The organism is Amycolatopsis sp. cg13 (assembly GCF_041346965.1).
Taxonomy (GTDB): domain Bacteria; phylum Actinomycetota; class Actinomycetes; order Mycobacteriales; family Pseudonocardiaceae; genus Amycolatopsis.
This window is the reverse complement of the sequence record NZ_CP166848.1, coordinates 80,094-94,073: the sequence shown is the minus strand read 5'-3', so window position 1 is coordinate 94,073 and position 13,980 is coordinate 80,094. Positions and strand designations below refer to the sequence as shown.

Annotated in this window: 14 protein-coding genes; 5 read left to right on the top strand and 9 right to left on the bottom strand. The window is 69.6% G+C overall.

All coding sequences use genetic code 11. From position 1 onward, the window contains the following. Positions 1 to 249 precede the first annotated feature (249 nt). Both AB5I40_RS00375 and AB5I40_RS00370 read left to right on the top strand, forming a co-directional pair. Positions 250 to 1,818, top strand: coding sequence for a serine protease (locus tag AB5I40_RS00375; RefSeq protein WP_370936392.1), 1,569 nt, complete (start codon positions 250 to 252; stop codon positions 1,816 to 1,818). Between the two features lie 40 nt (positions 1,819 to 1,858). Then, positions 1,859 to 2,095 (top strand): hypothetical protein, encoded by a 237-nt coding sequence (locus AB5I40_RS00370; protein ID WP_370936391.1) that lies wholly within the window; start codon positions 1,859 to 1,861, stop codon positions 2,093 to 2,095. 27 nt (positions 2,096 to 2,122) lie between these two features. Here the strand turns inward: AB5I40_RS00370 and AB5I40_RS00365 are convergent, their stop codons facing one another. From AB5I40_RS00365 to AB5I40_RS00345, 5 genes are all read right to left on the bottom strand, one after another. Next, positions 2,123 to 2,683, bottom strand: coding sequence for a DUF3558 family protein (locus tag AB5I40_RS00365; protein ID WP_370936390.1), 561 nt, complete (start codon positions 2,681 to 2,683; stop codon positions 2,123 to 2,125). A gap of 563 nt (positions 2,684 to 3,246) precedes the next feature. Then, on the bottom strand, positions 3,247 to 4,062 hold the full coding sequence (locus AB5I40_RS00360) for a hypothetical protein (RefSeq protein ID WP_370936389.1): 816 nt from the start codon (positions 4,060 to 4,062) through the stop codon (positions 3,247 to 3,249). 93 nt (positions 4,063 to 4,155) lie between these two features. Then, entirely contained in the window at positions 4,156 to 5,682 is a 1,527-nt protein-coding gene (locus AB5I40_RS00355) for a CehA/McbA family metallohydrolase (RefSeq protein WP_370936388.1), read from the bottom strand. Positions 5,683 to 6,318: 636 nt separating this feature from the next. Beyond that, positions 6,319 to 7,119 (bottom strand): alpha/beta fold hydrolase, encoded by an 801-nt coding sequence (locus AB5I40_RS00350; RefSeq protein ID WP_370936387.1) that lies wholly within the window; start codon positions 7,117 to 7,119, stop codon positions 6,319 to 6,321. Between the two features lie 123 nt (positions 7,120 to 7,242). Next, positions 7,243 to 7,404: a hypothetical protein gene (locus tag AB5I40_RS00345; RefSeq protein ID WP_370936386.1), complete on the bottom strand. Its 162-nt coding sequence runs from the start codon at positions 7,402 to 7,404 to the stop codon at positions 7,243 to 7,245. Positions 7,405 to 7,573: 169 nt separating this feature from the next. Here AB5I40_RS00345 and AB5I40_RS00340 point away from each other — a divergent pair, with 169 nt between their 5' ends. Next, a complete protein-coding gene (locus AB5I40_RS00340) occupies positions 7,574 to 8,095 on the top strand; it encodes a 2'-5' RNA ligase family protein (protein ID WP_370936385.1) in 522 nt (173 codons plus the stop codon). Here the strand turns inward: AB5I40_RS00340 and AB5I40_RS00335 are convergent. Genes AB5I40_RS00335 through AB5I40_RS00325 form a run of 3 tightly spaced genes read right to left on the bottom strand, consistent with a single transcriptional unit; the run spans position 8,037 to position 10,169 of the window. Continuing rightward, on the bottom strand, positions 8,037 to 9,113 hold the full coding sequence (locus tag AB5I40_RS00335) for an MAB_1171c family putative transporter (RefSeq protein WP_370936384.1): 1,077 nt from the start codon (positions 9,111 to 9,113) through the stop codon (positions 8,037 to 8,039). The two genes, AB5I40_RS00340 and AB5I40_RS00335, sit on opposite strands and share 59 nt — an antisense overlap. A 7-nt stretch (positions 9,114 to 9,120) precedes the next feature. Then, complete coding sequence (locus AB5I40_RS00330) at positions 9,121 to 9,729, bottom strand: hypothetical protein (RefSeq protein ID WP_370936382.1); 609 nt, start codon at positions 9,727 to 9,729, stop codon at positions 9,121 to 9,123. Beyond that, the gene (locus AB5I40_RS00325) at positions 9,726 to 10,169 is read right to left on the bottom strand and encodes an XRE family transcriptional regulator (protein ID WP_354745888.1); all 444 of its coding nucleotides are present in this window, start codon (positions 10,167 to 10,169) and stop codon (positions 9,726 to 9,728) included. The genes AB5I40_RS00330 and AB5I40_RS00325 overlap by 4 nt, the downstream gene beginning before the upstream one ends. Positions 10,170 to 10,405: 236 nt before the next feature. On the opposite strand from AB5I40_RS00325, the gene AB5I40_RS00320 reads away from it, so the two are divergent. After that, entirely contained in the window at positions 10,406 to 11,350 is a 945-nt protein-coding gene (locus tag AB5I40_RS00320) for an NAD-dependent epimerase/dehydratase family protein (RefSeq protein WP_370936381.1), read from the top strand. Then, positions 11,347 to 13,521, top strand: a complete 2,175-nt coding sequence (locus AB5I40_RS00315) for a glycosyltransferase family 2 protein (RefSeq protein WP_370936380.1) — start codon at positions 11,347 to 11,349, stop codon at positions 13,519 to 13,521. Before AB5I40_RS00320 ends, AB5I40_RS00315 begins: the two co-directional genes overlap by 4 nt. Here the strand turns inward: AB5I40_RS00315 and AB5I40_RS00310 are convergent. Continuing rightward, positions 13,451 to 13,957, bottom strand: coding sequence for a GtrA family protein (locus tag AB5I40_RS00310; protein WP_370936379.1), 507 nt, complete (start codon positions 13,955 to 13,957; stop codon positions 13,451 to 13,453). The two genes, AB5I40_RS00315 and AB5I40_RS00310, sit on opposite strands and share 71 nt — an antisense overlap. Positions 13,958 to 13,980 lie beyond the last annotated feature (23 nt).

The window sequence follows — 13,980 nt, the reverse complement described above, 5'->3', positions numbered from 1 at the left end:
ACGGCCGCGAGCAGTTTTGTCCGTCGAGGGCGAAGCACCTGAAGATTCCTGCATCCGACGCCATCGGAATACTCGAATTCCGCGGGAACGCCTGGTTTACCGGCAGCGGAAAGCGGCGAATCCAGGTGCCCGTCGAGCGTGTCGACCGGTATCCCGAGGTAGCGCGGGCCGGCGAACTCGCGAGAGGCTGAGGCTGTCCCGGTCGGGGAGAAAACGGGGCATCGCCTGAGCACGGGGAGGGTGCGGAGCATGGCGATCAACCGAGTTTCGCGGAGCATGGCGGCCGCGAGCGGGTTCTCGGTCTTCCTGGCGTTGGCATTGTCCGGAGCGAGCGTTTCCGCTGCCGAGGAAGCGGCCACCGCGTCCGCGACCGCCGCGCAGAACGAGCGCAAGCCCGCGCCGGCGGCGACCGCGCCGAATCAGGAATGGCAGCAATGGTTCGATAAGTACTACCCGATCAACGGGTGGCGCGCGGAGGAAGCGGCACGGTATTGGACGCCCGCGCGTCTGGCGAAGGCCAAGCCAGTCGTCTCCGGACACGGCGTGGACGGCGCGGCCGCTCCCGGGAACCGGATCCCCACTGGCAGCGAGCCGTTCGACGGCTACCCGGTGACCGGACAGCTCGTCACCGCCAAAGGCGACCGGTTCTGCACCGCGAGCGTGGTGTCGAGCCCGGGCCGGAATCTGCTGCTGACCGCGGCGCATTGCCTGGTCGGGGAAACGGACAAGCCCCTGGCTTTCATTCCGCAATCGCGAGCCGGCCAGGAGCCGTTCGGCCTGTTCGCGGTCAAGCCCCGCCGCATCTGGACCGACCCGCGGTATGCGAATCTCGGCAACGAGAAGGCCGCGCGGTGGGATGTCTCGTTCCTGGAGCTCGAGCCGCAAGGCGGCCGCAACGTCGAGGACGTCGTCGGCGGTCTGCGGCTGAGCACCGACGCGGGCTTCGATCATCCCTCCGTGCATCTGGTCGGCTACCCGGGCGACGCACCCCGGCCATTGCGCTGCACGTCGGCCACGACGAAGTTCAGCTCGCCGGGACCGTGGCCCGGGGACTTCCTGAAGATCTCGTGCGACGGCTACAGCGGCGGCACGAGCGGCGGGCCGTTCATCACCAACTTCAACGGCAGCACCGGCGATGTCATCGGCGTGATCGGCGGTTTCCACGACGGCGGCCCCAGCGACAACGAGTCCTACAGTTCCTGCTTCGGCGCCGATGCCCGGAAGCTGTACGACACCGCCGTGGCCGGTTCGGTTCCCAGCCCGCCCGCGGGCGGTTTGCCGCCTGCCTGGGTGTGGCGGCAGCACGAACGCGGCATCGCGCCGGGGAATTTCGCGGCCGGAAGCAAGCTCGACAGCAAATTCAGCGACCTGGTCGTGCGATGGGAGGACGGCGAAGTCAGCCTCCACCACGCCGCGGGCGATGCCCGGTTCGACACCGAGTACACCCTCGCCGCACCCAACGAGCTCTGGAAGAACGCCGCGAGCATCACCGCGGGCAGGTTCGCCGGCCGAGCCACCGACGACCTGCTCGTCCGCTGGGTCGACGGCGAGCTGACGCTCTACCCCGGAGTGGACCAGTCCGGCTTGCACGGCGAAATCCAGCTCATGGCGCCGAACGACCTGTGGAAGAACGCCGTGTCGATCACCGGCGGCAGGTTCAGCGTCGCCGACCCCCGGCGCAACGACCTGATCGCGCGCTGGACCGACGGCGAACTCACCCTCTATCCCAACCTTGACCAAGCCGGTTTCCACGGGGAGAAACACCCTCGCCGCGCCGAACGAGCTCTGGAAGAACACCCGAGCGATCACCAGCGGTGACTTCTCCGGCAACGACGCCTGGGACCTCATGGTCCGCTGGGTGGACGGCGAGGTCACCGGCTACCCCGACATCGACGACACCGGTCTCCACGGCGAACACCGCGTCCAGCCGCCGAATACGTTGTGGACCAACGCGATCACTCTCGCCGCGGGAAACTACGACGGCAACGACCACCCAGACGATCTGCTGGTCCGCTGGATCGACGGCGAGGTCACCGTGTACGTCGACTCGGGCACACAGCTCGGCCGGGAAAAGATCCTCGTCGTTCCGAAGTAGCCCGGCGACAGACAGCGGCCGCCTCCGCTAGCCGGAGATCCTCGAAGCGGCGGCCTCCGCGACCCGCCTGGCGAACGCGCAGTTCTCGGTCTGATCCGGCGCATCGGAGACCGGAGTCGAGTCCGCGCTCAGGTGGGCCAGCGGGCGCAGGCTCACCAGGACGTCGCAATTCATCGGCGCCTGCCGGAACGCGACCACCTTGGCGTCGCGCCCGCGGATCTGTTCCCGGCTCACCTCGACCTCGGTCAGGAACCCGCTGTCTTTCGGGAGGTCGGCGTCGTGAAAGGCGAGGTTCAGCTCGGCGTCGTCGCCTGTCCACCGGCATCGGGCACGGCGGCTGCCGCCCATCTTGTACGGCCGGTCCCAAGCCTCGCCCGGACCGGTCAGGCCGAGGGCCTGCTTGTCCGCATCGGTCAGCAAGGCGCACAGATCCGCGCCGGTGAAGTTCCTCGCGGACGGCGGCATCGACACGCTGCCGACCGGAGGTGCCGGGCTCGCCGCTCCGACGCTGCTTTCCGGGGAGCCGCACGCTGCGAGAGACGCCAGAACGGCCATGGGAAGGAATCGCACCGGCAGCGTTCTGTTCATTTTTCCGCCTTCGACAGTGAATACCTGAAACGGGCAATCCAGATGTCGCACCCGGCGGCCATTCAACCACGCCGCCGAGACGATCTCCACCGCGTCGCGAGCAGAGCCGTTGCCTCGGAATCTTGTTGGCACAAGGCCAAATCACCGGCAGGCGAGCGATGGCGTTTCCGTCGAAGCGACGGCGGTCGCACAGCGTTTTTCCTGCGGACGAAATCGCCGCAAATAGCTGCCCCGACCGTCGAATCCAGCCGAATAAAGAATTGAAGGGCGCGGTTTCCCCCGGTTTGGCAACGCGAGCCGTTGCGTGGCCGAGACCGCGGGAACCGAAAGTGCTTCCCGCTCGGAGCGCAGCGCCTGCCGACGACGTCAGTTGCCAGCGCCCCGGCATCCGATGTCGAAGTCCTGGCGCTACCGTCGGAAATTGACCGGATACCGGTGGTCGCGGCGTTCAGGAAGCGCGGCAGAGAGTGCCCAGAGTGGTCGGACACTCAGCGGGCTGCCCGCGTCCGCCGGGCGGCTGGCCGGATTCGCCCCGCGTGCCGTCGACGGCCCGGCCCGTCCGATCAGTTCGAGCTAGGCGGCGCGGCCGGCGCCTGATGCAGCGAAAGATTCTGCCCAGCCTTCTCATCCGCAGCCCAAGCGCCGGACTCCGCCGTCCACGTCTGACCGGCGAAGCTCACCCGGTCCACGCCCAGTTTCGCCGCCCGGGCCACCAGCCAGCTCGCGATTCGCCAGCCTTCCGCGGCCGGGTGCGCGCCGCTCAGGCGAGCAGTGCCCAGTTCGGCGTTCGCGACTGTCACCAGGTTCGCGGGCGGGTTCAGCGTCAGGTTGCGGCAGGTCAGCGCCGCCGGGTGCTGGCCGGTCAGCGCGCCGGTCAGCGCGGTGGCTTCGTCTTCCCACTGGGCGTACGCGTCGGGGGCGCCGGAGCGCTGCACGGCCTGCGCCGCTTCGGTGATCGGGATCGTCTGCCAGTTGTCGAGTTTCGCCAGCTTCTTGTAGAACTCCGTCGCCGAATAGACCGGGTCCTGGAGCTGGTCGGGCGTGCCCCAGCCTTGGCTCGGGCGCTGCTGGAACAGGCCGATCGAGTCCCGGTCGCCGCCGCTCAGGTTGCGGAGTTTCGACTCCTGCAGCGCAGTCGCGAGGGCGACCGTGACCGCGTGCGAGGGCAGGCCCTGTTTGACGCCGACAGCGGCGATGATCGCGGCGTTGTTCATGGGCTCCGGCTGCAGCGTGTACTGCGGCGCCGAAGCGTCGTTCGGTCCCTTCGGCAGCGCGACAGTGCAGCCGGGGGTCTTCACCTCGTCACTGCTCGAGAACATGACCACCACGACGACCACCGCCGCGAGGGCCACGACGACCGCAAGAATCGCCGCTCGCACGCCACACCCGCGCACCCGTGCCCGCCCTTCCCCACTGCCCACTTTGGTGCACAGTCTGCCCGGGCGTCTCGGTCGCGAGGCGCTCGGGTCGGGTCAGCCGGCGTCGGGCGCGCCCAGGAAGATCGGGTTCGACATGGCCACCATGGCGTTCGGCGTCGTGGTCTTCGGGCCGCCCGACGGACGCCGCACCTCGACCCGGACCCAGCGGCTGTAGCGCGGGTACGTCGTCCACGTGACGGTCGCGGCGCCGGACTCCGGAACGGTCTCGCTGTGCTCCGGGCCGAGCTGGTCGAGGAAGGTCACGGTCGTGCCGGGCACTCCGCGAACGACCGCGCGCACCTCGACGGGCGTGCCGGTGCCCGCGACGAGCCGTCCCCCGATGCCCGCGGTGCGGCCCGCACCGGAGACGGAGAAGTCGAGCTGCACGTCCTTCGATTCGGCGAGCCAGGACCGGCCCGCTTTGAGCCCGGCGAGCAGTTCGGCCCGGCCGAGCCGGTCCGCCTGGACGACCGTGTGCGGGAGCGCGACGGTCTGGTCCGGGTTGTGCGCGTCGGAATCGCCGATCGCCGGGATGAACCGGCCGCCGCGCAGCAGGCCGTCCCAGTGCGTGACGCTCGCTTCGTCGTCCGCGGTCCACGGCCCGTTCCAGACCTCGACGAGGTCGGCGATCTCGTACGCGAATTCGTAGGTGCAGCCGAAGCAGTTCGCGAACGGGTGCGCGGCGGTGACGAGACCGCCCGCCAGGTGTACCTGGTCGGTGAACCGCCGGAAGTCGCGCGGGTCGGCCGCGCGGTAGCGCCAGTCGATCCACGTTCCGGCCGGGACGCCGATCGCGGGCCAGTGCCCGGACCGCGTGGTGACCTCCTCGCCGTTCAGGATCAGCAGGTCGTCGGTCGCGTAGTTGCCCCACACCAACTGCGAGCTGGACGTGTTGTGGTCGGTGGACACGATGAAGTCCAGCCCGGCCGCCCGCGCGTCCGCGACCAGCTGCTCGGGCGTGCGCCTGCCGTCGGAGTGGACGGTGTGCAGGTGCGAGTCGCCGCGATACCAGGACCGGCCGCGATCGCGCGCGGGCGCGGTCTCAGGGGCCGGGTTCGGCTGGAACGGCTTCGAGGTGTCGCGGCCGAACGTCAGCGTGATGTCGACGCGGTAGTTCAGCCCCTGCGGCGCGACCGTGTACGGGCCGAGGATGACGTGCCAGCGGCCGGGCGTGATCGGTCCGGCGAGGTACCCCGGCGTCGCCTCGGCGGCGCTGATCGAGAACCGGTCGCGGAAACCGCCGGACCAGCCGCGGAAGCCGCGGCGAGTGCCCAGTTCGTGTCCTTCCGGCCCGAACATCCCGATGTCGCAAGCATTCCCGCGCGTTCCGGCGGGCACCGACGGCTTGTCGTAGGAATACACGACATCGATCTGCTTCACGCCGCGCGGGACGTCGACCGGAAGGTAGTACCAGTCCGGCACGTCCGGGCGGAACGTGCCGGTGGCGGTCTTCGTCTGCTGCCCGGCGCCAGGCGCGGACTCCGCGAACGAGACGCCCGGCACCATGCTCATCGCCGCACCCGCCGCGACGACGCCGCCGGCCCGGAACAGGTTGCGCCGGTTGAGTTCCCCAGTGGACATGCCTACCTCCGCAGCAAAGAAGTCGCGCCGACGCTAGCCGCCGGAGCGACCCCCATCAACGACGCCGCGGTGAACACTCGGTGCCTCGCCTCGCGCGGCATCGACGTCTTCAGCCCACCGGGCCGCGTCTCGCACGGAGTCCCCGAGGCCGCATCACGACCAGAGCTCCCGAGGCCCCGCCTCGAACAGAATTCCCGAGGCCGCGGATCGAACGGTGTTCGCAGCGACCACGCCTCGAACACAGTTCCCAAGGCCGCGGATCGAACAGTGTTCGCGGCAACCGCTCGCGCAGGACCGCTTGCCCCGCACGGAATAACGGCGCACCGACCGGGGCGCCCGACATGCCGCGCGGGCGGCGCGAACGGCGGCGTGGGCCCGCGCGGACCTGGCGAGACGAAGCTGGAGACGGACCAGCGGCGGATCAGCTGCCATCAAGCAGCACACCGTGCGCCCGCCACAAAGCGGCGCACCGTGCGCACGCGGCCGAGCAGCGGACCGTGCCCACCGACGCGAGCACGACCACCACCGACCTCACCCCACCGACGCGAGCGCGACGACCACCGACCTCACCCCACCGACGCGAGCACGACCACCACCGACCTCACCCCACCGACGCAAGCACGACCACCACCGACCTCACCCCACCGCACCATTCCCCTCCACGACCCGGTCCAGCCATTCCTCCACCAGCGCCTCGAACAACACCGGCTGCTCGAACTGCAGGTTGTGCCCCGCCCGGTCGAGCACCGCGTAACTCGCCCGCGGATAGTGCCCCAGCAACCCGTACGGCTCCGCGAATCCCGTGGACGAGTCCTGCCGCCCGCACACGATCAGCGCCGGTTTCCGGTACGCCGGACCGCTTTCCGGATCGACCGACAACGGCCAGCCCGCCAGCATCCGCTGCAGCGCGCTCCGGTCGGCGGCCGCCAGCCCGGGTGCGACGTCAGCCCGGAACCGCGCCAGCGTCTCCGCGGACTGGACCACCGCGATGTCCGCGTACTCCGCCGCCTCCTCCGGATCGAGACTTTCCAGCAGCTCCGGATCGGCGCGCAGCACCTCGTGTTCGGGCACGTCCCGCTCCAGCACCGGCACGGGACGCCCGACCGGGCACACCAAGGCCAGCCCGGCCACCTGCGCCGGCCTCGCACGCACCAGGCCCCGCGCCAGATAACCCCCGTACGACTCTCCGACCAGCAAGAACGGCTCGTCGCCGATCAGGTCGTCCACCAGGTCCTCGAGCGCGGCGACGAGATCGTCCGACCCGCGCGCGGAGCCAGCGGGCGACTCGCCCATCCCGGGCAGATCCGGGTAAATCCGCCGGAATCCGGGCCGCCGCGCGAAGACCGGCTCGAGACAGCCGGTCATCAGGCGGTGGTCCGGCGTCCAGCCGTGGACGGCCAGCACGGGCGTGCCGGAACCGTGTTCGACGTAATGCATCGTTCCCTCCCTGTTCGCCGGACACCGTTGTACCGCACGGCACCGACAATTCCGGGACACGGCGGCCGGGAGGAGGGGCGCCGGCCGCGGGAAGCGCGTATTCCGGGAGAATTCCCCGGAAAGTCAGCCGTGGGAGCTGATCAATTCTCTTTCGGGCGCCGGGCGCCCCTGAGCGGGACGGCGCGGAACACAAGCCAGCAGAAGGAAACCCGCCACGACGCCCAGGAGCACGTGGCCGGCGACGGCGCACAATCCGCACAATGCGGTCCATAGGACGATCTTCATCCACCGAGTGTAGGACCGCGGAGAATAGCCGACGGCGAACTTGGGGAAGACTTAGGGTTCGGTTAAGCGGAATTCCCCGGAAGAAGCGGAAAGGAAAGGGTTGCCTTTCCTTTCCGGTCCGCGAGGGGCCCTTCCCGCGCGACGGGGGCGGTCCGGCAGGATCGGGGCCGTGCCCACGCCCGGAACCAGCGCGCTCGTCGTCACGCTCCCGTCCGCCGCCGTCCTGCTCGAAACCGCAGCGGCCGTCGATCCCGGGCTCGTCCGGCCCGGCCTTCCGCCGCACGTCACCGCGTTGTACCCGTTCCTGCCCGCCGACCGGCTCACCGAACAGACCGACGCCGGCATCCGGCAGCTCGCCGCCAGTTTTCCGGCGACAGAAGTGCAGCTGACCGACGTGGTCACCGCGCCTGGCTTCGTCGCCGCGGCCGCCCCCGCGCTACAGCCTCTCTCCGACGCAGTGTGCGATCGCTGGCCCGAAGCACCCCCGTACGGCGGCCGTTTCGGGGCGCACCCGCCCGCGCATCTCACGATCGCTCTCGGCGGCACCGACGACCAGCGCGCCGAGGTCGCCGAACGGGCGCGCGCCGCGCTGCCGATCACCGCCCAGGCGGACGCGCTGCACCTGGTCGTGCTCACGGAGCAGGGTTGGCAGCTCCGGCTGTCGGCTCCGCTCGGAACGCCTGCGCGATAGCCCGCAGCCGAGCCACGTCGGCGGCGAAAGCGGTCTCTCCAGAGGGTTCCGCGGGTTCGTCCGGCACCGCCGCGGCCGAACTGCGCAACACCTGCGCAGCCGCGTTCGGCGACAGCTCGGGCCCGACGCCGGACAGCAGCAGCCCGTCGTTGATCTCGCTCATCATGGTCAACAGCCGCTCCCGGCCAGTGCCCGACGCCTCGTCGAGGCGGACGACGTCCGGGTACCGCGAAGCCAGGTGCTCCCGAAGCGGCCGCAGCGCCGACCGCGTCCGCGCGTCGCGCACGGCCCGTCCCAACGCGGGCAACGCCGGCACCGTCAGCCCCACCACGATCAGCAGCACCGAAACCGCAGGAAAGCCGACCGCAAGTGTGCAACGAACCGTGGAAAACGCGCCGCGGCACAGTTTCGTGACCGGATGTTCGGCAGTCAGATCGCTAACCAGATCGACGATTTTCCCGACCAGATAAGCGAAAGCGAACACACAAGCCGCGAGCATGATGCCCAGCCCGGCCCGCAACGCACCTGTACCCGCGCGCACCGCGCCTGCCGACACCACGGCAATGTCCGCCACCGCGAAGCCCAGGTACAGCGTGTACACCACGATGTAGACGACCAGCGACGGATTAGACCGGTACAGCTCGTCGAAGAGCCCGACACCTGTCGGCAACCCGCGCGTCGCGAAGAACGACGCAGTAAGCACGACAAGCGCGACAATCAACGCCCCGAGCCGTGCGCGCCGTCGACGCTCTGCCACGCCACCGATCTCCGCAACAGTGACCTCGATGCCGTACGCAGCAACCATCGTCGCGAGGTTCGACAGCAGCCGCCCCAGGCTCGGGTACAGCTGGCTTTCGATCGCCTGCGCACTGTCGGCGAGCAAGCACAACGCGACGCCGAGGGCGATCAGGCTGGTCGCCAGCCCCGCGCCCGCGCCGGTCCGTCGCGCTCGCACCGCGCGCCAGATCCCGGCCGCGAGGGCGAGCAGGCCGACCCCGAAGAACAGAACGTCGATCATCCGCGCGCTATCCCAGCAGCGACGCGAAGCGCCGCGCGCGGTCCGCGGCCGGGCCGGAAGCGCCTGGCCGCAACTGCGCGCCGTCCTCGGTGGCGGCGCTCATCAGGAACACGGCAATGAGCTCCGCTTCGTACTCGTCGGAATTCGTGGTGACGCGGGTGAGCAGATGCGACAGCAGGTGCGCGCTGAGGTCAGGCGCGACTGTCGCCGCTTCGGCGTCGGTGAGCACGCATTCGCCGCGATGGTCGCACAGCAGATGCGCGATTTCGTGGGCGATGATGTGGTCCTGGTGCAGCGACGACGTGCCCGCCGCGTACGCGATGAGGTCGAAGTCTTCGTGCCGCCGCCAGGCGCCGGAGGGCTGGCCGGGCGCGTAGTCGACCGCGATCAGGTCGATGTCGCGGCCCCGGTGCCGTTCCAGCCGGTCGAGCCACGCGTTCATCGACCACGGCCGCGGCGCGGGCACGTGCCGCAGCAGGTCGCGCACCCGGTCGCGAGCGCGCACTCGCACGGTCGGGTCGATGTCCCCTCCCGAGGCGATCGGCGGCTGGACCAGCCTGGTGCACCAGGGGGTCCCCGGCGCTCCGGCCGTCGCCAGCATAGCCGCCCGGCTCACTCCGGCTTGCGTCCGCGCCGGGTGCGATCGCGTCCCTCGGTGTAGCTGTCGAGCTGGTCCATCAGGGCGGAAACGGTGCGCCGGTCGCGCTCGGAAAGCCGCATCGCGCGCTGCGCCAGGTCGCGGGCCTGGGTGTCGCGCCAGGCGACGACGTCGGCGACCTGCTCGTCGACCCGGCCGGCGACCTCGTCGTCGAAGAAGTAGGTGACGGGCACGCCGAAGAACCGCGCGAGCGCCTGGATGTGCGAGCGCTTCGGGTCGCGCCGGGCCCCGACGGCCAGCTGCTGCACGTGCGTGGCCGACATGCTGACGCCGGTGACGTCGGCGACGCCCTGGGCGATCTCGCGGTAGGAGTAGGGCTTGCGGTCCGGCGGGTGGACAGTCGCGATCAGGTGCGCCAGCCGCTGCGCGAAGCTGCGCTCCTCCGCCTGCTCGGCCATGCCGCCCCCACCACCGTTCCGTCTCCGTAACAGCCTCCAGCATAACCGTCCCGAAAACTTGACACCAGCCGTCCCGTTCCGGCTACACTCGCCCCGCGCATCGTTTAGAAAACTAAACACCGGGTCTCCGCGTGCGGTCGCTGGGGGTGACCGCACGCGGTCCCGTGCTCGTCCGAGCCTCGAGTGCGCGAGGGACACACAAGTGACGCACAGGCTGCGGAGGTAGGTTGTGCGCCATGACACTCCCCCACAGTCCCGAAAGGACACCCGTCGTCGTCACGGGCGGCAGCGGCTTCATCGGCCGCGCTGTCGTGCGCGAGTTTCGTGAGCGCGGTTATCCGGTCACTGTCGTCGACCGCGTGCGCTACGAGACGACGGACGAGGGAGTGCGCGTCGTCGTCGGAGATCTGCGTGCTGCCGAAACCCGCGAAGCAGCTGTCGAAGCAGGCGTCGGCGGAATCGTGCACCTCGCCGCGCTGACGTCCGTGCTGAAGTCAGTAGAGCTGCCGCGCGACACGTACGCGGAGAACGTCGCGGTGACACAAGAACTTCTGGAACTGTGCCGCGTACACGACGTACCGCGCTTCATTCTCGCTTCGACGAACGCAGTGATCGGCAACGTCGGCACTAACACCATCACGGTCGACCTGCCCACGAAGCCGCTTACGCCGTACGGTGCCACGAAAGCGGCCTGCGAGATGCTGCTGTCGGGCTACGCGGGCGCGTACGGAATCACGACGTGCGCGTTGCGCTTCACCAACGTGTACGGGCCAGGCATGTCGCACAAAGACAGCTTCGTCCCACGCATGATGCGCGCGGCGCTGAATAATGAAGGCGTGCGTGTATACGGCACCGGCGAGCAGCGTCGCGACCTCGTGCATGTCGACGACGTCGTACGCGCCATCGCGCTCGCGTACGAGAGCGGCTACACCGGCCGCGCGATCGTCGGTGCCGGACATTCGGTGTCAGTGCTGGAAATGGTCGAGACCGTGCGCGCGGTGACCGGGGCCGAGCTGCCGATCGAGCACGTGCCCGCGCCCGCCGGAGAGATGCCCGCGGTGGTCGTGGACGTGTCGGCGAGCGCGGAAACCATCGGCTACCAGCCGGAAATCGCCCTCGCCGACGGTCTCGCCACCGCCTGGAAGTACTTCTCCGGCCTGGACCGGGCCGAGGCGCCGTGACCGGATTCCTCCGCCGGCACGCGTTGCTGCTGGTGCTCCTCGCCGCGGGGACCACGCTGCGGGTGCTGTCCTGGATCGCGTACCAGCCGGCGCTGCTGTACATCGATTCCTTCCGGTACCTGGACAATCTGCACGGCCTGCGCGCCGACGGGATCAACCCGGTCGGCTACGACCTGCTGCTGAAGCCGTTGCTCGCGGTCGGCGGGCTGTCGTTCGTCGCCGCCTTGCAGCACCTCGCCGGGCTGGCGATCGCGGTCGGGAGCTACGCGCTGGCCCGGCGGCTCGGCGCGCGCAATTGGGTGAGCGCGCTGGCCGCCGCGCCGCTGCTGCTCGACGCCTACCAGGTGCAGATCGAGCAGAACATCATGGCCGAGGTGCTGTTCGAGGCGTTGCTGTTCGGGCTGCTTTGGCTGGTGCTGGCCAAGGGAAAGCCGAACTGGCGGCGGATCGCGCTGGCCGGGCTGGTGGTCGGATTCGGCGTGCTGGTGCGGCTGATCGGCATCACGATCGCCGCTCCGTTCCTGCTGTACCTCCTCGCCGCGGGCAGCGCTTGGCGTTCGTGGCGCGGCTGGCGCAACGCCGCGGTCGGGCTGTTCGCGATCCTCGTCGTGGTGGTGCCGTACGCGGCGCAAGTCAAGGCAGAGACCGGAAAATGGGGGTTGAGCGGGCCGTCCGGCAGCATGCTGTACGGCCGCACCGCCGCTGTCGCGGACTGCGCGAAACTCAAGCTCGAACCGGTCGTGCAGCCGTTCTGTCCCACTGAACCGGTCGAGAACCGGCTCGTCGACAACTACACGCACGCCGATCTCGACCCGGCGTGGCCCGGTCCGCTGCCGCCCGGCGCGGACAAAGGCGCGCTGGCACACGAATTCGCCATGACGACGCTGAAAGCGCAGTGGTGGGACGTCGCGACGTCGATCCTCGGCGACTTCGCGAAGAGCTTCCAGTTCACCCGCTACACCGCGGCCACCGACGTGCCGATCGACCGGTGGCAGTTCCAGCTGACCTACCCGGAATTCGCCGATCCCGCCGCGATCAAGGCGGTCACGCAGCAGTACGACGGCACGGACCCCAAGGTCAACGAGCCGATCGCGGCGTTCCTGCGCGACTATCAGATCAACGGCGGGTTCGTGCCCGGAGCGGTGCTCGGATTCTTCGCGCTGCTCGGCTTGTTGACCGTGCTGCGGCGGAAGAAACCGCGCCACCCAGCTCGCAGCGGCGCGTTGTTCGCTGCTGGCACTGGGTTGTTCCTGTTGTTCGGGTCCGCGGTGTTCGAGTTTTCCTGGCGCTACCAACTGCCCGCGCTCGTGCTGTTGCCGGTCGCCGGGGCGCTCGGGTTCACCACGCTCACTGTCGCGAGCCGTCGTCGTCTCGCCAGTTATCCCGACGCTGTCGACGAAGGCGCGATCACGGACTTCCACGACCGGCATCCCGGCGCGAAGCTGTCTGAGCTGACCGTGGTGATCGCCGCGTACAACGAGGCCGACGGCATCGGCCAGGTGCTGGAGAAGATGCCGGACGAATGTCTCGGGCTGCCGGTAGACGTCCTGGTGGTCGTCGACGGCGGTACAGACAACACTGCGGCCATCGCGGAAGACCATGGCGCGTACGTCTGCGTCGCGCCGACTAACCGCGGCCAGGGCGCCGCGCTGCGCCTCGGATATCACCTCGCTGCCGAGAACGGTGCGAAGTACATCGTGACGACCGACGGCGACGGTCAGTACGACAACAGCGAAATGGCCGAACTTCTCGCGCCGCTTCTGGACGGCACCGCGGATTTCGTGACTGGCTCACGGCGTTTGGGGCACGAAGAGGCCGACAGCCGGATGCGCTGGGTCGGCGTGCGAGTGTTCGCGTGGCTCGCGTCAGTGCTCACCTGGCGGCGGATCACCGACACGTCGTTCGGATTCCGTTCGCTGCGCGCGGAACTGGCGTGCGCGATCCCGCTGAACGAACCGCAGTACCAGTCGTCGGAACTGCTGCTGGGCGCGACCGCGCAGGGCGCGCGCGTGCTCGAACGGCCGATGAGCATGCGGCTGCGCAAGGCGGGCAAGAGCAAAAAGGGCGGCAGCGTCGTGTACGGCGCGAACTACGCGCGGGTCATGACGGGGACGTGGTGGCGGGGGTACGTGCTGCGCCGCGGTCGAAAACGAACCGGTCGAGCATCGTGAACTTCGCGACGAACACCAGCGCGTAGCTGAGCACGTACGCCGCGTCGAGCAGCACGACCCACCAGAAATGCGGCAGGTGCAGCGGTGCGAGCAGGTGGCCCGCGAGCGTCGTGAGGCCGACCGAGGCGATGCCGCCGAGCGAGATGACGAGGACGTAGGGCAGCAGCTCGCGGCCCACTTCCGGACGGCCGCGGCGGCCCCACACCCAGCGCCGGGTGAGGAAGAAGTTCAGCACCGCTCCGGCCGCGAAAGCGCACGCGCTGGCGAGCCACGGGGCGCCGTTCGCGGCGAGCACCGCGATCAGCGCGGCCTGGCTGAGCAGGGTCGCGGCGACCGAACTGGCGGCCGCGCGGACGAACCGGGCCAGGCCGCGGCGGCGCGGCTTGGGCGATTCTTCCGTCGTGCGGGGGTTCGCCGGGTTGGTTACCGTCGTCATAGTCCCCAGTCTCCCCTCGGGCC